The sequence below is a fragment of the Haloarcula sp. H-GB4 genome, from assembly GCF_030848575.1.
Classification (GTDB): Archaea; Halobacteriota; Halobacteria; order Halobacteriales; family Haloarculaceae; genus Haloarcula.
On the sequence record NZ_JAVDDX010000003.1, the window covers coordinates 271,477 to 294,460 of the forward strand.

Here is a 22,984-nt window from a genome sequence, read left to right on the forward strand (position 1 = left end):
ATTGCTCTACCCACGGCTGTCGCGTTGCAATCTGGGATCGAGGTCTGTGAGTTTTTGCCCGCAAATCGGCCATGGTAGAACTGTCCTTCTTGTGAGACACCTTCGCTCACAGTCACTCGTCAGTCAGTAGCGCAGCGAGACTGAGAACGGTGAGGCAGAGACAGAAAAATAGCACACCCGGCTCGACGACTTCGAAAACGAACCATGCGAGCGTACTGGGTCCACTGGCTGGCCCGGTATGTGGGCTCGCAGGAGCCAAGACCCCAGTCCCGGCGGTTGCGTCTGCCAGTCGCTCTGCGCCCCACTGGATGAAGAGACTCGCAAAGCCGATCAGCCCGACCCCGGTAACAATATCGGTCATCGATTGCTGGACACGCGGCGCGAGGTCGCGGTCGCCAACCAGTACAATCGGATCGCTCGCGGGACCGTACACGGTCATTTCGTTGCCCTTCGCGGAATACACCGTTTCGACCGGTTCGATGAGCTCCGCGTCCTCGAGATTGGAGACGTGATAGTGGACGTTCTGGACCGACGTGTCACATCGGTCCGCTATTTCGGACGGCGTTCCGGGCTCGTTGTACAGTGTGCGGAACAGCGACCGACTGGTGTCTGAGGCGAGCGCATCGAGTACGTCGTCGGTCTCGTTCTCTGCAACATCGAGTACCCGCGGTGACTCGTCGGCTGTCCCGGTCCGCTCCTGTATCGTTTCGATGAGGCTCGACATAGCGTCGCTGTCGGATGTATGACACGGACTCCCCAAAGGCCTGTGGCTGGCTTAAAACGATATTTAACCTTCGGTGCGGTTCTGTGCCGTCTGGACCGCACGAACTGGACGGACCGCTCCGTGGCCGGTTTCGCTGTCGAGTCCTGGCTGTCCCACGTCTCTCGTGGTCTGTTCAAGCAGGCGCTCTGTTTCGCGAGGCGACAGCGACTCGTTTGCCTCTAGCAGCAGGGCCGCGGTTCCGCCGACGTATGGGACTGCGGCCGAAGAGCCGACGAAGCCGTCAGGTGCGGCAGCGGCGAACTGCCTGTCCGGTGCCACAATGTCGACACCGGTCCGTTCATCCACTGTCGGGCCCCGCGAACTGAACGGTTCGAGCTGATCGACACGGCCGTTGTATGCTCCGACAGTAATCACTTTGTGGGCCGTCCCCGGAGCGACGATGCTGTTTCGAGCCGACGTGTGCTGGAGGTCGTGCGTTGGTGAGACGAGCCGTAACCGCGCGCCAGTCGGCGATGCTGGCCCGCGAATCACGAGATAGTAGTCGCCGGACCTGACGTCGGCAACGATTCGTTCGTTTGGTACGTCGTCGCCGCGGTAGGGCTGTGAGCGGGCGACGAGGCGAGAGGTGGTGCCGTTCGTCCAATACAGTTCGACCGTGTACTCCTCATCTGCGTGTGCTCGTTCCCACGAAAGCCAGACCGTAATTTCGGTCCCACCTCTGATGTAGTTCTGCCTGTTTCCGCTGGTAAACGCGACTGTCCGATTTTGGACGGTTCCGGTCGTGTACTGCCCTGACCAGTGAGATTGTGCGAGATTACCGGCTGGGGCGATGAACACAGACCCACGCTCTGTCGCTCGTGTCGCGCTCCGGGCGACTGGCCCGGTTCCATCGCCTGGCTGCCCGTAGAAGGAAACAGGTGCGACGATCACATCGACGTCCTCTCGGACCAGCCAGTCGACTGCCTGTCGATAACTGTCGACGCTGTCAACCCGAGCGAGATATAGGCTGGCGTCCGGTGCGGTCCGCGACACGACGGCGGCCGTCGCAGTCCCGTGGGCCTCGTGGGTATTGTGTACGGAACCAACACCGAAGCTCCGTGTTCTGGCGATCTGACCGGCAATCGCTTTCGACTCTGTGTCGAATCCGGTCGGATCGACAATGCCGACCGAGACATTCGACCCTGTGACTCCGGTTGCGTGGAGACGTGCGAACCGGCCGGCTGCTTCGTCCGACACCGATACTGATGCGGCATCGGCCCTGTTCGGGCGAGACTCTGTCGGGCCTGCGACTGCGAGCACCGCGATGCTTCCAGTGAGTAACGCGATTGTGACGACGGCCAGCAGCAATACAGTCCGATCACGCATCGCTGACCACCTGCTGCGATACTCTCGCTGGTCCGTGGATCGCCGGTCTTTCAGTGAACACTGATCGAGTGTCGAGCGCCGTACCGAGGTGCTCTGCTACTTGGCGAGACACATTACAGACCACATCGGCTGTGAAAACTGACACACGTACATCCACATAGCAACAGTATAGCCGGCGGACACGTCGTTTCATGGTTACTTTCCGTCTGTGTGGTGTGAGACCCAACTGTAGTACCAACGGTACTGTGAATTGAGCGATCGACAACGGGGAAGGCGGGACGTACCCGTTGTCGTGCGGACAACCGGACTGGGTGGATTCCAGTTCGTGGAAACCGGCGGCACATCGGGAGGGCGCTGGCAGCCGGGACCTGTTACGGGCGGTCACCGGCGTTTGATCCGTTGGACGGGAGCATACTAAAGCTACCAGTGACTAAAAACTAGTTTTAAACATCGAGTCGAGTGGTTGTGCATAACCAACACATTGGACACTTGTCGACGACAGAGGCCCACCGAAATTCGAGATAGAAGCTAATTTTGGGTCGGCCATTGGATTCCGACTGGATGTTGCGCCCTGGTATTGGCCTGCCGAGATTCAGCGGCGGGCCGTTGGTTCCCGTTGCAACGTACCTCATAGTGATTGGTGTCCTCTCCGGACTAGTGACTATCTCCCCCGGCGCATCGCCGCCGCCCGTCTTGGGAATGCTCTGGGGTGTCTTCCTTGTCGCACTCACGGCTGGTGCGCTCAGAATTGAAACCGTCTCACCGCGCTCTCTGCTCCCGTCTGTTCGCACACTGGGCCCCGTGATCGGGGTGGTCACCGTGTTCTGGGGACTGTACAACCTTGTTGCGGTCGCTCTCGCGATGGGTGGCATCCCCGGGTTCGAAGCCTCGTTGTCGAGAACCGCTGCCCACCCGCTACTGTATCTCGCGGCACTTTTCAGTTCGCTGCTGTTCACTGCAATCCCGGAAGAGTTCCTCTTCCGTACGTACCTCCAGCAGAAGTTCACTCGGTTGGCCGGTGAGACGACTCGTCGCGCAGTGCTGTCCGGTATCGGACTCGTCGCGGTCCTGTTCGCTCTCTTTCACCTCCCGCGGTGGTTTCTCGCATCGGGGCACGGCGTTAGCTCCGCGCTTGCAGCCAGACTCTTCGGATTGGCGCTCATGGGACTCGCTTACGGGAGCGTCTATGCACTGACTGGCAACCTCTGGCTCGTCGCTCTGTTCCATGCATCGATGAATCACCCGCCGGTCATCATCTCGGTGAGCATCCCGTCCGAGCTACATCTGGTGGTCAGTGTGCTCGAATACACCGTCATGGTTTCGCTGGTCTACCTGACTGTCCGCCTATCAGGAGACGACGGCTCACCGCTTACCGGGTCACGGAAGGAGATATCTGCCTCGACCGGGGAATAGGACTCGCTGGAGCTTCCGGGCTCTTTGCGTTGTTCATACCCGTTACGGGCATGGCGCGACCCCCCGGACTGCGCCGTCACGGGCCATCATCGAATTGTTCATTACAGTTAACTAGTTATAAGTGACAGCTATCCTATGGGACATATGGTTGTGTTAAACAATGTCAATGAACGCTGTTGTGTATAAGGGACCGAAAGAAGTGGCTGTCGAAGAAGTAGATGAACCGGAAGTAGAACATCCGAACGACGTACTCATCGATATCACGACGTCATGTATCTGCGGGTCCGACCTTCATATGTACGAGGGGCGGACCGCGGCGGAGCCCGGCATCGTGTTCGGCCACGAGAACATGGGTATCGTCACCGAAGTCGGGGAGGCCGTCTCCTCACTGGAGGAAGGCGACCGCGTCGTCGCGCCGTTCAACGTCGCCTGTGGCTTCTGTGAGAACTGCGAGAGCGGGTATACCGGGTTCTGTACGAACGTCAATCCCGGTTTCGCTGGCGGAGCCTACGGATACGTCGCTATGGGGCCGTACAAGGGCGGGCAAGCGGAGAAGCTCCGCATTCCCTACGCGGACTTCAACGCACTCAAACTCCCGGAGGGCGACGAGCACGAGGACGCCTTCTCGCTGCTGGCGGACATCTTCCCGACAGGCTGGCATGGGACAGAACTCGCTAACCTCGAGCCGGGCGACTCCGTCGCCATTTATGGGGCCGGTCCGGTCGGCCTGATGGCCGCCTACAGCGCGAAGATCAAGGGTGCAGCGGAGATTTACTCCGTCGACCGTGTTCCGAGCCGGCTTGAACTCGCAGAAGAACACTGCGACGCGACGCCGATCAACTTCGAGGACGGCAATCCGGTCGAGCAAATCAAAGAGCAACACGGTGGCGGAGTCGACAAGGGTGTAGACGCTGTTGGCTATCAGGCCATCGACCCGGACAAGAAAGGTGACGACGCGTACGACCCAGCGCGGGAGAATCCGGCCGTCGTCATCAACAACCTCATCCGAACGGTGAAACCGACCGGCGAACTGGGAATCCCGGGGCTCTACGTTCCCGAGGACCCGGGCGCTCCAGACGACATGGCCGCCCAGGGCCGCCTCGGCATTGACTTTGGACTGCTCTTCGAAAAAGGTCAGGCGCTCGGGACCGGACAGTGTAACGTCAAGTCGTACAACCGGGAACTACGTGACCTGATTATCGAGGGTCGCGCCGACCCCAGCTGGGTAGTCTCTCACCGTGTCGGCCTTGAAGAAGCTCCCGAGATGTACGAGGCCTTCGACAACCGTGAAGAAGGCGTCACGAAGGTGCTGCTGGAGCCCTGACACAGAGCCACCGACTCATTTTTTGGCGATAGCTATACATCCTGCTACCCGGTATGAACAGCTATGTGTCAGTACTGTAGCTACCGGTTCCACGACGGCTGGACGCAGCTCCTGTCCTATGACGACGTCTATCAGGACGCGATGGGCGGCGACTCCGAGTCGACCTATGGCTTCCACGAGTCGTGGGACGAACTCCGCGAGGAGGTTGGCTACGGCGCGACCTGACTCACCCCTCCCGTGGGAACGGATCGCTGACAAACGTCTGCGTTCGCTCTTCGTCCGTGGCCAGACAGCTGTCGAGTTCGGCTTTGATGTCGTCCTCGTCCATCTCCTGTCCGATGAAGACGAGTCGCGTGGACGGGCCGTCGTCGCCCCACTTCCCGATGGGTCCGGCCTGAATAGACGGGCCAGCCTGACTCACGCCCAGCACCGTCTCGGGTCTGCTGGCGACCCAGGTGAACCCTTTTGCGCGGACGATAGCCCCGTCCCAGTCGTCGAGCCAGTCGTTGAACCGACCGGGGTGAAACGGCGTGTCACGGCGGTAGACAAACGACTCGACGCCGTGGGCTGCTGCCGCCCCGTCGTCATGACCGTGACCATCGTGGTTGTCCGCCCCGGCTAACGCCTGTTTCCAGCCCTGCTGTCGCTTGGCATCCTCAAAATCAAACTGTCCGGTCCCCAGTACATCGCCGGGGTCGACTTCGCTGTACGTGGTTCGATGGATGGCTGCTCGGGGTTGGAGCGCCCTGACTGCGGCTTCTACGGCGTCCAGCGCATCATCGGGGACCATGTCACACTTGTTCAGGAGGAGCACGTCACAGAACTCTATCTGGTCGATCAGTACTTCGGTGAGCGGGCGTTCGGGGTCGGGGGCAGCCTCCGGAAGCGATTCCTCGGGATCGAACGCCTTCCAGAATCCGTAGGCGTCAACGACTGAAACCGTCGTATCTAGATGCAAGCCGTCGGGCGGGTCGCCCTCGTCCGGGCCGACTGTCAGCGTTCTGGCGATGGGAATCGGTTCGCTAATACCGGAGGCTTCGACGACAAGATAGTCAAACGTCCGCTCCTCGGCAAGTCGCGTCACCTCGGTGACGAGGTCATCCTGCAGTCGGCAACAGATACAGCCGTTCGAGAGGTCTACGACGCCCTCCTCCCCCGACTCTGCTTCGTCCGCGAGAAGCTCGGCATCGACGTTTATTTCTCCCATATCGTTGACGACGACGGCGATTCGCCGTTCTCCGGGCTCACTCAACAACCTGTTTACCAGTGTCGTTTTCCCCGCGCCGAGCGGCCCGCTGATGACCGTCATTGGAACCGAACCCGAGCTATCGATAGCCATGCTGTCACAACACACGTGTCAATGCGTATTAAAGCCGCGTCCGGACGCCAACTGGAGACGCAAGCTGTGCCTCGACTGTACTACCCGCTGAGAGAATGGCTTTATTTCGCCCCGACAAGAGATGCGACCATGGAACTGCAGACGGAGACGTGGACTGATATGACCGAGGTCGAGACGGACCTTGCGCTGCTCCCCGTCGGGAGCACGGAGCAACATGGGCCACACGCGCCGCTCGGAACGGATACGCTCGACGCCGAGGTGGTCGCCGAACACGGTGCTGAGCGCCATGATGACCCCGTCGTCGTCGCACCGGCAGTCCCCGTCGGCGTCGCCGAAGAGCATCGCGCCTTTTCAGGGACGTTGTGGACCTCCGAGTCGACGTTTCGGTCCTACGTCCGTGACATCGTCCGGAGCCTCGCCAGCCACGGCTGGGACCACGTGGTGCTGGTCAACGGCCACGGCGGCAACATCGACGCGTTGCGGGAAGTCGCGGGCACGATAACCCGCCACGACGAGGCCTTTGCCGTTCCGTTCACGTGGTTCAACGCAGTCGGCGACCACAGCGCCGACATGGGCCATGGTGGGCCGCTGGAAACCTCGCTGCTCCAGCATACGAACCCAGAGACTGTCCACGAGGGCCGGCTGGATGAGGCCGCAGACGGTGGTAGTGACGGCTGGGGGGAGTGGCAAAGCGGCGTCAACCTTGCGTTCGATTCCGACGAGTTCACTGAGAACGGGGTTGTCGGTGATCCGCGTGAGGGCAGCGCCGAACGCGGGGAGACCCTGCTGGACCTAGCAACAGAGTCACTCGTCGACCTCCTTGATGAAATCGCGGATCGACCGGCCGGGCCGCGTGAGTAAGCAGTGAGGTAAGAGCAAATAGCTTATATTGAAACAATGCTATCTGGTTAGGTATAGACATAGTTCACACCTACCCTCTTAGTAAGAAATATTTGCTTACGTAAATTCGGTATGGATAACTACTAACGCTAACAGATAGCGGTAAATAAACCGAAATATGTCTGTATACTCGGCGACTGTCTGAGCCTGTCACAATCCCATTCACGGCCCCGTGTATTAATAAAAAGCGGATGCGCCGACTCAGTCGTCGCCTGTCCCTCGCTTCCGGACCTGTTTCCCGCCGGCGTCCGGCGTCCGGAGCACCGTCTCGTCTGTCTCCGAGCCCAGCACTTCCACGCGAACACTCGACACTTTGTACTCAGGAATGCCGGCGGTTGGGTCGAACGTCTCGCCGGTGAGTTTGTTGACCGCGCCGGCAGCGAAGTGCATCGGGATGAACAGCGTCCCCGGGCCGACACGCTCGGTCACTTGCGCCTTGACAACGATGTCACCCCGTCGGGACTCGACGCGGACGTACTCCTCATCGGCGATGCCGAGCTTTTCGGCGGTCTCGGGATGCACCTCGACGAAACTCTCGCCGACGTGGCTCATCAGCCCCTCGACGCGGCGGGTGATCTGGCCCGTGTGCCAGTGATACAGCACGCGCCCCGAGGTGAGCGTCAGCGGGTACTCTTCGTCGGGAATTTCGCCGGGGTGTCCGCCGTCGGCGGGAACGAAGCGGGCCTTCCCGTCCTCGAAGTTGAAGTTCCCCTCGTCGTAGTCATAGAGGTACGGCGTGCCCTCGTGGTCCTCGTCCCAGCAGGGCCACTGGAGGCCGTGCTCTTCGCCAGATTCGAGCCGGTCGTAGGTGACGCCGCCGTAGATGGGCGCAAGCGAGTTGATTTCGTCCATGACCTCCCGCGGGTGGTCGTAGTCCCAGTCGTAGCCCAGCCGACGGGCCAACGCCTGCGTTATCTCCCAGTCTTGGCGGGCCTTGCCCGGCGGCTCGGACGTGGGCCGAACCCGCTGGATGCGGCGCTCCGTATTGGTGAATGTGCCGTGTTTCTCCGGCGAGGTGGCCGCCGGCAGCACCACGTCGGCGTAGTCCGCTGTTTCGGTCATGAAGATGTCCTGTACGACGAGGAACTCCAGGTCTTCCAAGGCCTCGGCGGCGTGCTGGATGTCGGGTTCCGAGAGCGCCGGGTTCTCGCCGACGACGTACATCCCCCGGAGGTTCCCCGCGTGGGCCTCGGCGAGCATCTCCGGCACTTTGAGTCCGGGTTCCTCGGGCGGTCGCTCGCCCCACGCGTCAGCGAACTTTTCGCCGACCTCCTCATCTGCCGGGTTCTGATAGCCCGGCAGGCTTCCCGGAAGCGTTCCCATGTCGCCACCGCCGCCCTGAACGTTGTTCTGGCCGCGGAACGGCGAGAGGCCGGCACCGGGCTTGCCGACCTGCCCGAGGACGAGCGCGAGGTCAGCCATCGCGATGAGATTCTCCGTCCCGTGGCTCTGCTGGGTCATGCCCATCGCCCAGCCGAACACGACGCTGTCGGCTTCGGCGAGCGTCTCGGCCGCCGAAGCAAGCTCCTCTGGCGACACACCTGCCAGCTCCTCGACTTTCTCGGGCGTGAACGCTTGGACTTTCTCTCTGACTTCCTCGAAATTCTTCGTGTTGCGCTCGATGAAGTCCTCGTCGTGGAGGTCGTGTTCGATGATGTACCGGATCAGGCCGTTGAGCCAGGCCACGTCGTATCCGGGGTTGGTCCGGGTGTACTGGTCGGCATGTTCGGCGATGCCGACCTTCCGCGGGTCGAACACGACGAGGTCGGCTCCCTCGCGGACGTTCTGTTTGATCCGCGTGGCGAGCACCGGATGTGACTCCGTCGTGTTGGAGCCGCTGATGAGGTACGCGTCGGCCTCGCCGATGTCCTCGTTGATGCGGTTGGTCATCGCGCCGTAGCCGAGCGTCTGCTGGAGCGCTGCCACCGTCGAGGAGTGACACAGCCGCGCGCAATTGTCGATGTTCTTCGTGCCCAGCACCTGCCGGGCGAACTTCTGGACGAGGTACGCCTCCTCGTTGCTCCCCTTCGATGAGGCCAGACAGCCCAGTGAGTCGATGCCGTGGGCGTCCTGAATCTCGCTAAAGCGCTTAGCCACATAGTCTAGCGCTTCGTCCCAGGTCGTCGGTTCGAGGTCGCCGTCGTCGTTGCGGATGAGCGGCTCCGTGACTCGCTGTTCACTGTTGGCGAACTCGTGGCCGAACTTCCCTTTCACGCAGGTCGAGAAGTTGTTCGCGGGCGCGTCGTCGGGGTCATCAACCGGAACGACGCCGAGCGAGTCGCCGTCCTTGCCCCACATCTCGAACCGGCAACCGACGGCACAGAACCCGCAGGTCGTCTCCTGCTTGTCGATCTTCGAGAGCCGGTAGTCGCTGACCACGCTGGCGATGTCGAACAGTCGACCCTCAGGCATCGTGTTCGCCGCGATGCTCTCGGCGGTGTGTTCGCCGGCGAGGAACGCCTTCTTCCCATAGTCCTTGGCGATGTCGCCGGCTCGTCGCTTGGCCTGCGACGCGAACTTGGCGAGGCCTTTCTTTTCATCGGCTCTCGGGTCACCGGGTTCGAATCCGCGATTCGGGGCGGTGGTGTCATCGATGGTCTCGGCGTCCTCGTGTTCGATGACGGTCCCGATGGAGTTCCGTTGCGTGAACCCCGGCAGCGGGAGCGTCGCCGCGCCGTCGATGCCCTTCTCGGTCAGCGAGCCGGTGGGGCAGACGGTAGCGCAGTGGCCACAGGAGACACACTCCGAGTCGTGCATGGTCTCGGCGTCGGACTGGAAGCCGATGCGAGTGTCCTCACCGTGGCCCTCGACGCGGAGAACGCCCTCGACTTGCACATCGTTGCAGGCGTCGACACACCGGTTACAGAGGATGCACTTGTTGCGGTCGATCTGAATAAACGAGGAGGTGTCGTCGATGGGTTCGTACTGGTCGCGCTCGTCGAAGACGCCGTAGCGGGGGTGGTCGACGCCCTCGCTGATGGCGGCGTCCTGGAGTTCACAGCGGCCGTTGCCATTGCAGGTGGTACACCGTAGGTTATGGTTCGAGAGGACGAGGTCGAGGTTGACGCTGCGGGCCTCCTCGGCATCGGGCGTGTCCGTCGAGACGGAGAGGCCGTCTTCGGCGGGGAACGAACACGACGGGACGAGGCCGTGTTCCTCGGTCTCGACCATACAGGTGCGACACTCGCTGCGTGGGCCGATCTCGTCGCTACAGTCCCCGTCGCGGTCGTAGTAACACAGCGCCGGCACGTCGGCGTCGTCTTCGACGCCCTCGGCACCGGGGTCGACGCTGACGATATCGTCGTCGAGGTCCTGTAGCGCGTCGATAATGGTCGAGCCTGAGGAGACAGTGACTGGCTCGCCGTCGACGGTGAGCGTTGTCGGGCCGTCCGTGTCGGTCCCCACCTCGGGGTCGTTGGCGGTTCCGGTCTCGAACTCGCGGGTGACTGGCGTCTCGGGCTGTGGGTCGTCTAGGTCTGGAACTCGTGGAATCGATCTGTCTGTGCTCATAGTTTCTCCGTACAGGTACCGCTTGGACAATGTCCGTCAGTGTGGGCGCGGAACTCCGGTTCGAACTCGTCGATAGCTGTGGTCACCGGTCGCGGCGCGTGTGCGCCGGTCTGGCAGTTACTCGACTGGCGCATCACCCGGGACAGTTCGCGTATCTTGTCGCTCTCGAACGAGCCGTCGTATATGTCGCGCAGGAGTTCAGCGAGCTGTTTCGTCCCCTCGCGACCAGGGACGCATCGGCCGCTGTTCTCCATCGATGCGAACCGCGCCCGCTTTCCGACCGTCTCGACGGCACATCGGTCGGTGTCGAACAGTTCGACGACGCCGTCGGTTCCGAGGCCCGCCGCCTGGAGCGACTGCGCAGTCGGTGCCATGTCGAGGCTGCGAGTCATACCGCCGAGAACGCCGCCAACACAGGCCATTTTGAACGACCCGTCCATCTCGACCGCCTCACGTACCGCCGCGAGGCTCGCGCTGGACCCGAGTTCGACGGTTGCATTGTTGGCAACGTCGCCAGTGACCGTTACGAGTCGTGTTCCGGGGTCAGCGGCGTCAGCGTCGACGCTGTCTGGCTCGGCGATGGCCCGCTGGACGTGCGCAAACGTCCGCGGCGTGTGGATGACTGTTGGGCGGCCGTATAGCCCTCGTTTGGCCGGTGCTGGCGGCTGGAGCCGCGGTTCGATGCGGTCGGCCCCCTCCAGTGCTTCGAGCGCCGCCGTGGGTTCGCCGGCACGGAACTCGTCCGGGCCGGCCACCAGTTGCGGAACAACTGGCAGGCTGTCGCCGGCTGCGTCGATTGCTTCCCGGAGGTCCGCTTGCAGGTCAATTTGCGACTCGTTGACATAGATGACGGCGTCGCCGGCGTCCACGTGCTCGGCGACTGCTGCAATCCCGTCGAGGACTGCCATCGGTGCGCCAGAGAGAAGCGTGTCGTCGCCCGTCGGGAGGTCGCTGGCGTCGTTGGCGTTACAGACGACCACCGGGTCACCGTCGGTTTCGCTGGCCGTCTCCCACGTCTCGGCGACCGGTTCGTCAGCGGCGGCGTCCCCGCGGCCCCGGCCCAGCAGCCCGGCTGCTGCTGCAGCGTCGGCAGTCTGCCCAGTCGAGACGAACAACCAGTCAGCCGGTTCGAGCGGAGCCACCCAGCCACAGGGGCCCAGTACGTCACGGTGGCCGACCGAGAGCGGTCCGTGCTCCGGGACGGGAAGCGACGCCGTCTTGGGGTCGTGTTCGACGACGGCGTCTGCGTCGGCTGTCGGTACTGTCTCAGCTTCTAGTTCGGCGACGAGGTCACGGACGGTCGCCGGTGAGGGGTTGGCGTAGAACGCTGTCCGCCCGCTACTCGTAGTCATTACCAGCGGCGTGACCGCTGTGATGCCCGTCGGCCCTGTCCTGACCACAGGGACCGAGTCCGCCGCCGCTCGTGCAGCGGAGTAGACCCGGTCCCCACTCTGTGACCGGCCGTCCGTCGACACCCGGACGACGGTCGAATGAGCGAGGGCCGTGGTTTCCCGTGTCATACTCTGTGCGTCGTGCTGAACGATTAAAAACCCCAGCCGAGCGGTCCCGGGACCACCGGTTGCAGTGGAGTCATCTTCCCGCACAATATATCACTTGTCCACATATTGATGGGACAGCGCTGGTCAGACCATTCCGTCGAAACAATGAGGTAGCGGGACGTTACTCCAATCGAAATGATGAATCCACAGTTCGAGGAAGTCAAGACGGAGGCGTCGGCCGCGATAACTGAGGACGACTTGCGCTCAGTGTACACCGGTATTATCCACGAGGACGGCCGCCACGAGTACTACTTCGGTAACGACACCGAAGAAGCAGCCGAACTCCGGGAGGCAGCGGCAATACAGCTCGGGATGTTGCTCCGCGTCCTCGCGGACCGCTCGGACAGCAGCGTCGACGAACTGACGACGCTCGCCGCAGAGCGAGCAGAACAGATGGAGTTGCGGTAGGATACGGAACGGCCGCCCCCGCTAGTCGGTGGTTGCGATAGCTTCGATTTCCACCGCTGCACCTTTCGGGACCGCACCCACGCCGACGGCACTCCGCGCCGGTGGCTCCGATTCGAAAAACTCGCTGTAGGCCTCGTTGAACGCATCGAAGTCGTCGATGTCGTCGAGATAGACGGTTGTCTTGAGTACGTCGTCCAGCGAGAGCCCTTCTGACTCCAGAATCGCCGCGACATTGTGAAGACACTGTCGTGTCTGGTCGGAGACAGGCTCGTCGTCGAGCAGTTCGCCGTCCGTTGTGAGCGGGAGCTGTCCGGCGGTGATGAGGAGGTCGGCGTTCGACGTTGCCTGACTGTACGCTCCGACCGCGGCCGGTGCCTCGTCGGTGCTGATTACATGCTTCATATCCGGCCGTACCTGTCCCCATCGGATAAACCCCTGCCGTGACGGGTCACGCTTGCACAACATTCTCGGGCGCTTACCAGTTGTGTCCAGTCATTGATTGATGACGACAATCGCTATCAGCGCCAGACCGATGCCGGCGACTTTCGTCAACGTCATTGACTCCCCGAACGCGATGACGCCGATGACCGCGGCGGTGATGAAGTACATCCCACCGATGGTGGACACGATTGATGTGGGCCCCACAGTCACGCCGACGAACGTCGACACTACGCCGACAGCCGCCGCGACGCCCGCCGCGCTGGCGAACATCATCCCCCGGTTTGTGACGACGAACGATGCGTCTGAGACGATAACGTATATTCCGGTGACGACCGTCGCAGTGGCGTACGACACGAACGCCGCGGTCTCCGGGTCCATCGTACTCGACGCAACGTTGCCGAACGCGATCCAGAACCCCCAGGCTATCATCGTTCCCAGCCCAAACAGGACGGCGGCGTTCATCGGTTCAGCCTCCGGATGAGTTGGTCCCCACTCCCTCTAAGTGCCCTGGGCGAACAGCGACATCTATGCTCGTGCAATCGACGCATTGATCCGATCGTACGGGAGGCGGTGACTTGAGTCCAGTGTGCGTTCGCCGCGTGATTTTTATATTGACTCCGACAAACGTATGTCAATGGCTAACGTCCCAGAAGACTCGTCGGACCGGACACTGGAGGACGTGTTCTACCCGGCTGACAGAGTTCCGTTCATCGAGTGGGACGAGCTATCTGGCGCAAAACCGACGGTCGTCCTGACCGGTGTGGTCGCGCTGCTGGCGTTCGTGACCGGTCTTTCGAACCTCAGCCAGGCGTCGATTGCACTCACTGGCCCACTGACCGCAGTCGTCGATATTCCGCTACTTTTCGTCAGGTTTGGTGGGGTGTTGTTCGCGTTCATCCTCGGCATTGTGACGGTTGGACTCCAGCGGCGCAAACAGCTTGCCTGGCGCGTGGCGGCCGTCGTGCTTCTCGGTCTGGTACTGCTACCGCTTGCCACGTTTCAGCCAACAGATATCCCGTTGTTGTTGCTAACGCTGGTCACGTACCCACTGCTGGTCCGGAACCGTCACCGATTCGATCAGTCTCTTGACCTCTCGCCGATTCAGATCGCATCGCTGTCGGCGATTTTCGGCGTCGTTCTCTACGGGACTGTGGGTGCCTACGGGCTTCGAGGTCAATTCCTCGAACTCGACAGTTGGGGCGACGCCGTATACTACGTCGTCGTCACAATCGCAACAGTCGGCTACGGCGATATCACACCCGTGACGGCGGAAGCACGGTGGTTCTCGCTCTCTATCATCCTGTTCGGAACCGGCGCGTTCACCGTCGCCGTGGGCGCGCTCATCGGCCCTGCTATCGAATCCAGAATGGCGACAGCGTTCGGAGTCATGACAGCATCAGAACTCACACTCCTTGAGGACCACGTCGTGGTTCTCGGGTACGGAGACGTTACGGCATCGCTGCTTGAGGAACTTGGCGACGAGACGGAGGTTGTGGTCGTTACACCCGACGAGGAGACGGTCGCGTCGCTACAAGGAGAGGGGGTGAATCTGCTCACCGGTGATCCCACCGATGAGGATGTCCTCAGGGACGCACGCGTCGGGGCCGCAAGCGGCGTTGTCGTAGGGAGTAACGACGACGCCCGCGACGTGCTGGCTGTCATCGCGACGAAAAACGTCAATCCGGACATCCGCACAGTCGCAGCAGCGACTGCCGAGAAACACGTCGAGAAGTTCCGCGCGGTCGGGGCGGACGAAGTTATCAACCCCCGGTCGATTGGCGGGCGGCTTCTGGGACAGTCGGTGCTGGGCCGTGAGTCGAGCGAACCACTGCTGGACGGAATCGTCGCGGACGACGAGGGGAGTGGAGACACCCCCGAGTAACGGTCCCGACGCTCGCCAGCGACGGTGTCGACCGCCTTGCATCACACTGTGGGATACTAATATATGTATACGATACTGAATATCGATGTATGGCCACCTCGGACGCCAGTGGCATTTCGGAGATCGTTGGCCAGCTACTGGTGCCACTGTGTGCTGCGTCCGGGGCGCTCGTGCTCGCGGGGTTCTTCTTTCCGACGCTTGTCGGCGAAGCCGTGACCGGTCCGGCGTGGCTGACTATCGCCCTCGTGTTTTTCAGCTCGGGACTCTGTTATATAGCGCTCCTTCCATACTCCGAAGACGCAACCAGGCCGGCCGCGGCCGATGTCCTGCTCCGCGTCCGTCGGACCAATGTCAGGCGGGCCGTCCGGGAGTTCCTTACACAGCACGAGCCAGCTATCCTCACGTTCCCCGTGCTCGTGTTCGCCGCGTTCTTCGGGCTCCAGATCGCATTCCCCGCACGGACGACGGGTGCTGTTGACGCCGCCGCTGCCACAGTCCTTCGCGGCGGCGGTCCACTGTTTCTCGCTGCCGTCTTCCTCTCCGTCTGTTACTGTCTGTTCCTACTGGTTGGGCCCTGGGGAGACATCAAATTGGGCGGTCCGGACACGGAACCCAGTTACACCTATCCGACGTACTTTACGCTCGTGTTTACCGCTGGCATCGCAGCTGGACTGGTCTTCTGGGGTCCTACCGAGGCCCTGTTTCACTACGACCAGCCACCGCCGTACGTCGGGGCAGCCGCCGGGTCGCCGGGCGCGGTCAACGGTGCGCTTGTGTACACCCTCTTTCACTGGGGCGTCTCGGCCTGGAGCGCCTACGCCGTCATCGGCGTCCCGATAGCGTACTTCGCGTTCACGCGGGACGCACCACTCCGGGTTTCGACGGTGCTGGCACCGATTCTCGGTGTCGATGAACTTGACTCGGCCTGGGCTACACTGGTCGATACGCTGGCCGTCTTTGCCACTATCGGCGGCATCGCCACCTCGGTCGCACTCGTGAGCGAGCAGTTCCTCGCCGGAATCAATTACCAGTGGGACGTGGCAGCCGGTGAGGTCGGGCCGGTCCTGTTCGTCGGCGGCCTGACGCTGATATTCGTTGTCTCCAGTGCGACTGGAATCCACCGTGGCATCCGTCGCATCGCCGGTCTCAATATCGTCCTGTTCGGCCTGTTCGCGCTTCTCATCGCTGCCGTCGGTCCACGGTCGTTCATTCTCCAGCGAGGAACGCAGGCACTTGGGACCTACGTGGTGGAGTTCGTTCCGTTGAGTCTTCACACGGGCGGGCAGTGGGTCGCGGCGTGGACCGTCTGGAACTGGTCGTGGTGGTTTTCCTGGGCACCCTTCGCGGGGCTGTTCATCGCCGCACTCTCCCGCGGCCGCCGGGTCAGAACTGTCGTGTTCACGAGTGTCGTCGCAACCTCGGCGGCGACGATGGTCTGGTTCCTGCTGCTCGGTGGCACGTCACTGTTCATCCAGCAGACAGGGCAGGCCGATATCCTTGCCGCGATCGCACAGCGTGGTGGTTCGGAAGCCGTCGCCGGGTTCCCGCTGTTCGCGTCGCTGCCGCTTGGACAGCTCCTGATGTTCCTGTTTCTCGCGCTCATCATCGTGTTCATGGCCACATCGGCGGATACCTCGACGCTCGTCGTCTCGGTTCTGGCGACCCGACGGGGGATGGCACCGTCGGCGACGCATATCGTCTTCTGGGGCGTTTTTCAGGGAGCGGTCGCTGTCTCGGTGTTGCTTCTTGGAGGCGCTGAGACGCTACAGGCTCTGGCCGTCCTGACTGGCGGCCCGTTCGCCGTGATCTCACTCGTGGCGGTCGGCGGGCTAACCGTGACATGGTACCGGGACGAGCAGGGCCACACGTCCCTCCTCAGACGCGCCGTCAGGAAATTGCCGACCGTTCAGACACACCACGACGTCGACCCACCCGAAAAGAAGTAGATTGCGCCGGCGATGCGGTTTCAGGCCTTCGCGACCTCGGTACAGAAGTTTTCGACGATCTGCTTCCCGGCGTCAGTGAGGATGCTTTCCGGGTGGAACTGGACGCCGATGTGCGGTTTCTCGGCGTGCTGGACGCCCATCACGGTCCCCTGCTCGTCGTTGGTGTAGGCCGTTTCCGAAAGCGTGTCTGGGAGTTCCGATGCCTCGACGGCCAACGAGTGATACCGCCCGACCTCGAACGGGTCGTCGACGTCGTCGTATAGCCTCGTTCCATCGTGGCGAACCTCCGAGGGTTTCCCGTGGACCACGCTCGGTGCGTGGCCGACAGGGGTCCCGTGGGCCGCACAGAGCGCCTGGTGGCCCAGACAGACGCCAAGCGCCGGGTACGCCGTCTCGGCGAACACGTCGATGGACACGCCGGCCTCCGCTGGCGTCCCGGGCCCCGGCGAGACGACGATGCCGTCCGGGTCGAGTTCGTGGATGCCCTCAACGTCGATAGCGTCGTTCCGGCGGACGGTGACATCGTCGAACTCGCCGACGTACTGGACTAGGTTGTATGCGAAGGAGTCGTAGTTGTCGATGATGAGTATCATCGCATCCCCTCCATCGGTTCAGTCCCGGATTCGACCGCGAACGACCCCTGCTCGCCGAGCGCCTCGTCGACGGCCGTGACGAGCGCCCGAGCCTTGTCCAGTGTCTCCCGGTACTCCGCTGCCGGAACGGAATCGTGCACGATGCCACTCCCGACGCGGAGACGGTACTCGCCGTCGTAGTGAACCAGCGTTCTGATGGTGATGTTCAGCGTTGCTCGGTCGTCGAAGCCGAACATCCCGATACTGCCGGTGTAGGGCCCCCGTCGGGTCCGCTCCACCTCGTCGATAATCTCCATCGTCCGCGGTTTCGGCGCGCCGGTGATGGTTCCGCCGGGGAACACCGCAGCGACCGCGTCGGCAATGCTCACGTCGTCGCGTAACTCCCCTTCAATGAGAGACACGAGGTGCATCACCTCGGAATACCGGTCGACGCGGCGGTACTCGGCGACATCGACGGATCCATACTCGCTGACCTTGCCGAGGTCATTGCGTTCGAGGTCGACCAGCATTGCGTGTTCGGCCCGCTCCTTCTCGTCGCTGCAGAGGTCTGTCTCAAGCTCCTCGTCTTCGGACGGCGTCGCGCCGCGCGGCCGCGTCCCGGCAATCGGCTCGGTGAGTAACTGGTCGCCGTCAACGTCCAGCAACAGCTCCGGGCTGGCGCTGACGAGGTCGACGCCGGGGAACTCAAGTAGGGCTGAGTACGGGGCCGGGTTCACCCGGCGGACGGCATCGAAGGTGTCGACCGGGTGGACGGCCGCCGGGGCGGTCAGCCGGTGTGACACGTTCGTCTGGAACGTGTCGCCGTCCCTGACGTACTGCTTTATTTGCCGGACGCGGTCGGCGAACGCTGCTTCGCCGCACTCGCTCTCGAACGTGGCCTGACTCGCAGCGGTTGGCTGGAACTGGACGTGTTTCTCACCGTGGATGGCGTCCTCGGCCAGTTCGCGGGCCATTGTACGGCCACGCTCGTACGCCGCCTCGGGCGACCCGTTGACGATGGGACAGGCCGTTACGTGCATCTCGACGTCTCCATCGTGTGGCTCCTCCCACGCGGCGACGCAGTCGAACACGCCAAACTGGAGCCGTGGGAGGCCATCCGAAACGGTCGTCTCTGGGATGTCTTCCAGTTCCCGTGCTACGTCGTATGAAAGCCAGCCGAACGCGCCACACGGGTATGGAACCGTACAGTCGCCCCGCTTCAGGTGTTCACGGTCGAGTAGGTCGTCGATAGCTTCGATACTCGGACTTCCGCCAGCCTGTGCAGGTATCGCTCCCGCAGAAACCTCGATTTGTTCGATTGGCTCGATGCCGAAGTACCCCCAGCCAGACTGCCCACCGGTCGTCTCGAGATAGAAGCTGTCTGTGTTCCCGTCGCGGGCGCGGCGATACGCCTCGAACGGGTCAGCGACGGTGACGCGCGCCTCGACCGGCACGCGGGCGCCGTCCGCTGCCGCCCTCGCGGTTTCGATGAACGATTCTCTGTCGGTGCTGAATCGGATCTCAGTCATAGTGCAGTTGCTCCTGAACGAGAGGGATTGCCTCCCGGTGTGGTTGTGTAGGTCAAGCATGGGTCAGGACAAAAACCTTCGGTACTTCGGCACACTGCCGGAAATACTGTCGAACTGTCGACCGATCGCAGTTGCACACTGGACGAATAGCCGGTATCATTTCAAAGTCTGGACTATTCCGCATCACCCACTATGCCGGCGGGGCTTGAGGGAGACACCGAACGCTTGGCCAACCCCAGCAGTTGACCGTGCAGCAGTCTGCTCACCCTGGACATCTAACTAGGGACTTCGGGGCCGACAGCAAACCTAGCAACAATGACTACAGTAATCGACGGGAACGAAATCGGCGACCAGATCACGGAGGGCGTCGCGGCGTGTACGGACACGCTCGTCAGCGAGGGTGTCACACCGGGGCTGGCGACAGTCTTGATGAGCGATGACGGCGCGAGTGAAACGTACGTCTCGATGAAACAGCGGGCCTGTGATGAAATCGGCATCGAGGGGTTCCATCACGAACTCAGCGCGGACGAACCGGCCGAGACGCTATTCTCGACCATTGACGAACTGAACGCGGACCCGGCCGTCCACGGCATCCTCGTCCAGATGCCGGTCCCCGACCACGTGCCCAAGCGCGACGTGCTGGAACGCATCGACCCGATGAAAGACGTCGACGGGTTCCATCCGGAAAACGTCGGCCGACTCGTTGCGGGGAACGCCCGATACAAACCTTGCACGCCCCACGGAATACAGAAAATACTGGCAAAAACGGGTGTTGAGACGGAGGGGAAAGACGCCGTCGTTGTCGGCCGCTCGGACATCGTCGGCAAGCCGATGGCGAACCTGCTCATCCAGTATGGGCCGGGCGGGAACGCGACAACGACCGTGTGCCACTCCCGAACTGACGACCTTGCGGAAAAGACTCGCAACGCGGATATCGTGATCGCCGCCGCTGGGGTTCCGGAAATGATAGACCGATCGATGCTCTCGGCGGGCACAACTGTCATCGACGTGGGTATTAATCGCGTTGATGCTGACACGGAGAAGGGGTACGAACTCGTCGGGGACGTGGACTTCGAGAGCGCCAAAGTGAAAGCGGACGCCATCACGCCGGTTCCCGGCGGTGTCGGACCGCTCACCATTGCGATGCTGATGTACAACACTGTGAAAGCGGCTAGCCTGCAGTCCGGCGTCGATATTACACTTCCGTAGGGTGGGACTGCTGCCCGTTCGCAGGACTACCCGCCTGGGCTGTTACACCGTTTCGACCGCACCACATTCCGGGCACGTAATCAGGAGCTCACCTGCTGGGTCCTGCCCTCCCTCTATGACGTTGTGACCGCTGGCACACTGTTCGTGCATATACACTTCGTGGCTGTCGTGCTCACGCAACCAGATGTGGCCTTCTTCCGGTGCTGAAACGATGCCGTGACAGAAGTAACACTCGCCGTTCATACAGAATCGATGACAGGCCAGTATCAAATAGCTAGCTTTCAGTGTTCAGTTCTGCCTGTTTTCAATTCTACAGCGTCAGCGAGAACACAACATATAGCCGAAAAGACAACTGTTGTTTCAAAACTAAGATGCTGCGGCCCAATCATCAGATATGGACTACTGTTACACGGGCGACACACACGAGAACCTGTTCGCAGCGTACCGGGCTGACGAAGCCCCGTTTCCAACCCAAACACAGATGGAGTTCCCGCGGCGAGAACACCGAAGGCCGGAAATCGATATCCTCAAACGACTGTTCTTCCCGACCTGCTGGAACGCTGCTGAACTGGTCCGGGACGAACTCGCCGTTCTGGACCGTCTTGATACCCTGGGAGGTCTCTTCTTTGCTGGTATCAGACCATACTCCGGATCGGACCCTGCTGAGACAGTCGACGCCGTCATCGATCAGCTCCCGGCGGTTCGCACACGACTCAAAAAGGACGTGGAGGCCGCGTTCAAAGGTGACCCAGCGGCGAAGACGTACATGGAGATAATCCGGTCCTATCCGGGGTTCATGGCAATACTGGTTCAGCGAGTGGCCCACACTCTCTACGAGGCTGGGGCCTCCGAGTACGCCCGAGAACTCACCGAATACGCTAAGACAGAGACCGGAATCGACATTCACCCTGGCGCTGAAATCGGCGACCACTTTTTTATCGACCACGGAACCGGTGTCGTCATCGGTGAAACCACCACTGTCGGGGAATGGGTTCGCCTCTATCAGGACGTGACGCTTGGCGCGCTTCACTTCGAGGCCGACGAGAGCGACGAACACAGATTAAAAAAGGGATACAAACGACACCCGGATATCGGCGACCACGTCGTTATCGGCGCGGGGACGAAAGTTCTGGGCGCTATCAGCGTCGGCGACCACGTCAGCATCGGGGCGAACTCCTGGGTCACCGACGACGTTCCGGACGACACGAAAGTGTACGTCACAGACCACCCGACTCAGGAACGGAAACGAACCAAGTAAACTACAACTGATATCACGCGGTGTCTGAAACTGCACAGCGACTACGAATCGGCTGGACGTATGGTTCTGATATGCGTACCGGCCCATGGACCACTCATCCGCTGTTGTCAGTCCAGTCGCGAGACGTATTTTTGATCTTATAGATTAGAATAACAACTGTACCAGCATTAGCGTCTGTTGCAATCGCTACCGCCGACCCCCTCTAGTCATCTCCGGGAACGAACTCGGCGACTCCGCTCAGGTTTCGTGACCAGACGCCCTCACCACGGTCGAGTCCGTCGTTCCACTTCCCCACAACGGTCGAGACTGCGAGGTCGCCAGTGACGTTGTTCATCGTCGCAATCCGTCCGAGGATCGGGTCGACGCCGGCGACGAACCCAACGACTTCCAGTGGGAGACCGACCTGTGTGAGAATCACAGTGAGCATGACGATGCCCGCTCCCGGAACGCCAGCGGTTCCGATGCTGATGAGAACTGCAACAATCAAGACGAAGACCTGTTCAGTAAGTACCAGTGGCTGTCCGACGACGTTCGCGGCGAACATCACGGTGATTGCCTGCCGGATGGCGGCCCCGTCCATGTTCGCCGTTGCACCGACTGGAAGCGTGAAGGAATACACCCGCTCGGCGATCTGCAGGTCCTCGTCCGCATTACGCATCGTGACAGGGAGCGTTCCGCTCGACGACCGAGTCGCGAACGCGGTCACCATCGCGTCTCTCGCCCCGCTAAGGAACGCAATCGGGGAGACATCGGCAACCACGCCCATCAGAAAAACGAGATAGGTGAAGCCAATATGAATGACGATTGCGATAGTGACTGCCAATACGAGTTCGCCCAGCGAGGAGAACAGGCCGACGCCTTCCGTGCCGATCCCGGACGCCATCAGCGCGAATACGCCGAGTACACCGAATTCGAGGACCCCTCGAACGATGACGAACATCGCCTCAGCACCCACTTCGAAGGCCTCGAACACTGAATCGACACTCTCTGCGAGCTCGTCTTGCTGTGAGCGGACGTATGTCAGCGCGATTCCGAACACGATGACGAAAAAGACCGTTGCTAGCAGATTCCCCTCTGCGAGCGCCGCGACGGGATTGTTCGGCACGATACCGAGAACAACATCCAGCAACGACGGCGGCGCTTGGGATTGTGCTTCACCACCACCGAATTCGAGCCCACGGCCCGGCTGAAGCACGTTTGCAACCACGAGGCCAATGATGCCTGCGAGGGTCGTCGTCAGAGCGTAGAGACCGACGGTCGCACCGCCGATTTTCCCAAGCTTTGCGGGAGAGAGTTGCCGAATACCGGTCAGCAGCGTGAAGACGATAATCGGGATGACCAGCATATTGAGCAGTCGAAGGAAGAGGTCGCCCACTGGTCTGACTATAGCCATCTGCTCCCCGAACACGATACCGGCACCTGCGCCCAGTACGAAGGCGACAAAGATACGCCAAATAAGTGGGATGGATCGATACCGGCTCCATAGGGTGCGAATGGGTTGTATCATATTACACAGCAACGGGCGGTCTTATAAAAACCCGTTAGCCCTGCCAGTATGTGCAAGCAGCTATGATGCGGTTTTCTCTTACAAGATTCCGCTTTCAG

20 protein-coding genes are annotated in these 22,984 nt (G+C 61.5%); 9 read left to right on the top strand and 11 right to left on the bottom strand.

Translation table 11 applies throughout. The features are described 5' to 3' along the window. Positions 1-112 precede the first annotated feature (112 nt). Complete coding sequence (locus RBH20_RS17420; RefSeq protein WP_306711009.1) at positions 113-724, bottom strand: helix-turn-helix domain-containing protein; 612 nt, start codon at positions 722-724, stop codon at positions 113-115. Between the two features lie 63 nt (positions 725-787). Continuing rightward, positions 788-2,089, bottom strand: a complete 1,302-nt coding sequence (locus tag RBH20_RS17425) for a S8 family serine peptidase (protein ID WP_306711011.1) — start codon at positions 2,087-2,089, stop codon at positions 788-790. A 561-nt stretch (positions 2,090-2,650) separates the two neighbouring features. Between RBH20_RS17425 and RBH20_RS17430 the strand changes: the two genes are divergently transcribed. The 3 genes from RBH20_RS17430 (at position 2,651) to RBH20_RS17440 (ending at position 5,051) form a co-directional block, all read left to right on the top strand. After that, a complete protein-coding gene (locus tag RBH20_RS17430) occupies positions 2,651-3,502 on the top strand; it encodes a type II CAAX prenyl endopeptidase Rce1 family protein (RefSeq protein ID WP_306711013.1) in 852 nt (283 codons plus the stop codon). A gap of 166 nt (positions 3,503-3,668) precedes the next feature. Beyond that, on the top strand, positions 3,669-4,826 hold the full coding sequence (locus RBH20_RS17435) for a glutathione-independent formaldehyde dehydrogenase (RefSeq protein WP_306711236.1): 1,158 nt from the start codon (positions 3,669-3,671) through the stop codon (positions 4,824-4,826). Positions 4,827-4,889: 63 nt separating this feature from the next. Next, positions 4,890-5,051 (top strand): hypothetical protein, encoded by a 162-nt coding sequence (locus tag RBH20_RS17440; protein ID WP_306711015.1) that lies wholly within the window; start codon positions 4,890-4,892, stop codon positions 5,049-5,051. A 1-nt stretch (position 5,052) separates the two neighbouring features. Here RBH20_RS17440 and RBH20_RS17445 read toward each other — a convergent pair whose 3' ends face one another. Continuing rightward, positions 5,053-6,135: a GTP-binding protein gene (locus RBH20_RS17445; RefSeq protein ID WP_373567976.1), complete on the bottom strand. Its 1,083-nt coding sequence runs from the start codon at positions 6,133-6,135 to the stop codon at positions 5,053-5,055. A gap of 159 nt (positions 6,136-6,294) precedes the next feature. Here RBH20_RS17445 and RBH20_RS17450 point away from each other — a divergent pair, with 159 nt between their 5' ends. Continuing rightward, entirely contained in the window at positions 6,295-7,026 is a 732-nt protein-coding gene (locus RBH20_RS17450; protein WP_306711019.1) for a creatininase family protein, read from the top strand. 240 nt (positions 7,027-7,266) lie between these two features. Here RBH20_RS17450 and fdhF read toward each other — a convergent pair whose 3' ends face one another. Together fdhF and RBH20_RS17460 are read right to left on the bottom strand one after the other, a co-directional pair. Next, a complete protein-coding gene (gene fdhF / locus RBH20_RS17455; protein WP_306711021.1) occupies positions 7,267-10,575 on the bottom strand; it encodes a formate dehydrogenase subunit alpha in 3,309 nt (1,102 codons plus the stop codon). Further along, positions 10,572-12,095 carry an NADH-ubiquinone oxidoreductase-F iron-sulfur binding region domain-containing protein gene (locus RBH20_RS17460; RefSeq protein WP_306711023.1) on the bottom strand — a complete coding sequence of 508 codons (1,524 nt, stop codon included), beginning with the start codon at positions 12,093-12,095 and terminating at the stop codon, positions 10,572-10,574. The genes fdhF and RBH20_RS17460 overlap by 4 nt, the downstream gene beginning before the upstream one ends. Positions 12,096-12,272: 177 nt before the next feature. On the opposite strand from RBH20_RS17460, the gene RBH20_RS17465 reads away from it, so the two are divergent. Next, complete coding sequence (locus RBH20_RS17465) at positions 12,273-12,542, top strand: hypothetical protein (RefSeq protein WP_306711238.1); 270 nt, start codon at positions 12,273-12,275, stop codon at positions 12,540-12,542. A 21-nt stretch (positions 12,543-12,563) separates the two neighbouring features. Here RBH20_RS17465 and RBH20_RS17470 read toward each other — a convergent pair whose 3' ends face one another. Beyond that, entirely contained in the window at positions 12,564-12,944 is a 381-nt protein-coding gene (locus RBH20_RS17470; protein ID WP_306711026.1) for a Rid family detoxifying hydrolase, read from the bottom strand. Positions 12,945-13,034: 90 nt separating this feature from the next. After that, positions 13,035-13,445 (bottom strand): EamA family transporter, encoded by a 411-nt coding sequence (locus RBH20_RS17475; protein WP_306711028.1) that lies wholly within the window; start codon positions 13,443-13,445, stop codon positions 13,035-13,037. A gap of 172 nt (positions 13,446-13,617) precedes the next feature. Between RBH20_RS17475 and RBH20_RS17480 the strand changes: the two genes are divergently transcribed. Continuing rightward, positions 13,618-14,865: an NAD-binding protein gene (locus RBH20_RS17480; RefSeq protein WP_306711030.1), complete on the top strand. Its 1,248-nt coding sequence runs from the start codon at positions 13,618-13,620 to the stop codon at positions 14,863-14,865. A gap of 89 nt (positions 14,866-14,954) precedes the next feature. Beyond that, positions 14,955-16,811: a BCCT family transporter gene (locus tag RBH20_RS17485; protein ID WP_306711032.1), complete on the top strand. Its 1,857-nt coding sequence runs from the start codon at positions 14,955-14,957 to the stop codon at positions 16,809-16,811. 20 nt (positions 16,812-16,831) lie between these two features. Here RBH20_RS17485 and RBH20_RS17490 read toward each other — a convergent pair whose 3' ends face one another. Further along, on the bottom strand, positions 16,832-17,404 hold the full coding sequence (locus tag RBH20_RS17490) for an aminodeoxychorismate/anthranilate synthase component II (protein ID WP_306711034.1): 573 nt from the start codon (positions 17,402-17,404) through the stop codon (positions 16,832-16,834). Beyond that, positions 17,401-18,912, bottom strand: a complete 1,512-nt coding sequence (locus tag RBH20_RS17495) for an anthranilate synthase component I family protein (protein ID WP_306711037.1) — start codon at positions 18,910-18,912, stop codon at positions 17,401-17,403. The genes RBH20_RS17490 and RBH20_RS17495 overlap by 4 nt, the downstream gene beginning before the upstream one ends. A 315-nt stretch (positions 18,913-19,227) precedes the next feature. Between RBH20_RS17495 and RBH20_RS17500 the strand changes: the two genes are divergently transcribed. Beyond that, positions 19,228-20,121: a bifunctional methylenetetrahydrofolate dehydrogenase/methenyltetrahydrofolate cyclohydrolase gene (locus RBH20_RS17500; protein WP_306711039.1), complete on the top strand. Its 894-nt coding sequence runs from the start codon at positions 19,228-19,230 to the stop codon at positions 20,119-20,121. Between the two features lie 42 nt (positions 20,122-20,163). Here RBH20_RS17500 and RBH20_RS17505 read toward each other — a convergent pair whose 3' ends face one another. Next, positions 20,164-20,364 (bottom strand): hypothetical protein, encoded by a 201-nt coding sequence (locus tag RBH20_RS17505; protein ID WP_306711041.1) that lies wholly within the window; start codon positions 20,362-20,364, stop codon positions 20,164-20,166. 151 nt (positions 20,365-20,515) lie between these two features. On the opposite strand from RBH20_RS17505, the gene epsC reads away from it, so the two are divergent. Further along, positions 20,516-21,379 carry a serine O-acetyltransferase EpsC gene (gene epsC, locus RBH20_RS17510; RefSeq protein WP_306711043.1) on the top strand — a complete coding sequence of 288 codons (864 nt, stop codon included), beginning with the start codon at positions 20,516-20,518 and terminating at the stop codon, positions 21,377-21,379. Between the two features lie 202 nt (positions 21,380-21,581). Here the strand turns inward: epsC and RBH20_RS17515 are convergent, their stop codons facing one another. After that, positions 21,582-22,886: a dicarboxylate/amino acid:cation symporter gene (locus RBH20_RS17515; RefSeq protein WP_306711045.1), complete on the bottom strand. Its 1,305-nt coding sequence runs from the start codon at positions 22,884-22,886 to the stop codon at positions 21,582-21,584. Positions 22,887-22,984 lie beyond the last annotated feature (98 nt).

Excerpts from the sequence above, each read along its gene's own strand:
- RBH20_RS17420 (WP_306711009.1), bottom strand. The coding sequence starts at position 724 with ATGTCGAGCCTCATCGAAACGATACAGGAGCGGACCGGGACAGCCGAC.
- RBH20_RS17425 (WP_306711011.1), bottom strand. The coding sequence starts at position 2,089 with ATGCGTGATCGGACTGTATTGCTGCTGGCCGTCGTCACAATCGCGTTA.
- RBH20_RS17430 (WP_306711013.1), top strand. The coding sequence starts at position 2,651 with ATGTTGCGCCCTGGTATTGGCCTGCCGAGATTCAGCGGCGGGCCGTTG.
- RBH20_RS17435 (WP_306711236.1), top strand. The coding sequence starts at position 3,669 with ATGAACGCTGTTGTGTATAAGGGACCGAAAGAAGTGGCTGTCGAAGAA.
- RBH20_RS17440 (WP_306711015.1), top strand. The coding sequence starts at position 4,890 with ATGTGTCAGTACTGTAGCTACCGGTTCCACGACGGCTGGACGCAGCTC.
- RBH20_RS17445 (WP_373567976.1), bottom strand. The coding sequence starts at position 6,135 with ATGACGGTCATCAGCGGGCCGCTCGGCGCGGGGAAAACGACACTGGTA.
- RBH20_RS17450 (WP_306711019.1), top strand. The coding sequence starts at position 6,295 with ATGGAACTGCAGACGGAGACGTGGACTGATATGACCGAGGTCGAGACG.
- fdhF (WP_306711021.1), bottom strand. The coding sequence starts at position 10,575 with ATGAGCACAGACAGATCGATTCCACGAGTTCCAGACCTAGACGACCCA.
- RBH20_RS17460 (WP_306711023.1), bottom strand. The coding sequence starts at position 12,095 with ATGACACGGGAAACCACGGCCCTCGCTCATTCGACCGTCGTCCGGGTG.
- RBH20_RS17465 (WP_306711238.1), top strand. The coding sequence starts at position 12,273 with ATGAATCCACAGTTCGAGGAAGTCAAGACGGAGGCGTCGGCCGCGATA.
- RBH20_RS17470 (WP_306711026.1), bottom strand. The coding sequence starts at position 12,944 with ATGAAGCATGTAATCAGCACCGACGAGGCACCGGCCGCGGTCGGAGCG.
- RBH20_RS17475 (WP_306711028.1), bottom strand. The coding sequence starts at position 13,445 with ATGAACGCCGCCGTCCTGTTTGGGCTGGGAACGATGATAGCCTGGGGG.
- RBH20_RS17480 (WP_306711030.1), top strand. The coding sequence starts at position 13,618 with ATGGCTAACGTCCCAGAAGACTCGTCGGACCGGACACTGGAGGACGTG.
- RBH20_RS17485 (WP_306711032.1), top strand. The coding sequence starts at position 14,955 with ATGGCCACCTCGGACGCCAGTGGCATTTCGGAGATCGTTGGCCAGCTA.
- RBH20_RS17490 (WP_306711034.1), bottom strand. The coding sequence starts at position 17,404 with ATGATACTCATCATCGACAACTACGACTCCTTCGCATACAACCTAGTC.
- RBH20_RS17495 (WP_306711037.1), bottom strand. The coding sequence starts at position 18,912 with ATGACTGAGATCCGATTCAGCACCGACAGAGAATCGTTCATCGAAACC.
- RBH20_RS17500 (WP_306711039.1), top strand. The coding sequence starts at position 19,228 with ATGACTACAGTAATCGACGGGAACGAAATCGGCGACCAGATCACGGAG.
- RBH20_RS17505 (WP_306711041.1), bottom strand. The coding sequence starts at position 20,364 with ATGAACGGCGAGTGTTACTTCTGTCACGGCATCGTTTCAGCACCGGAA.
- epsC (WP_306711043.1), top strand. The coding sequence starts at position 20,516 with ATGGACTACTGTTACACGGGCGACACACACGAGAACCTGTTCGCAGCG.
- RBH20_RS17515 (WP_306711045.1), bottom strand. The coding sequence starts at position 22,886 with ATGATACAACCCATTCGCACCCTATGGAGCCGGTATCGATCCATCCCA.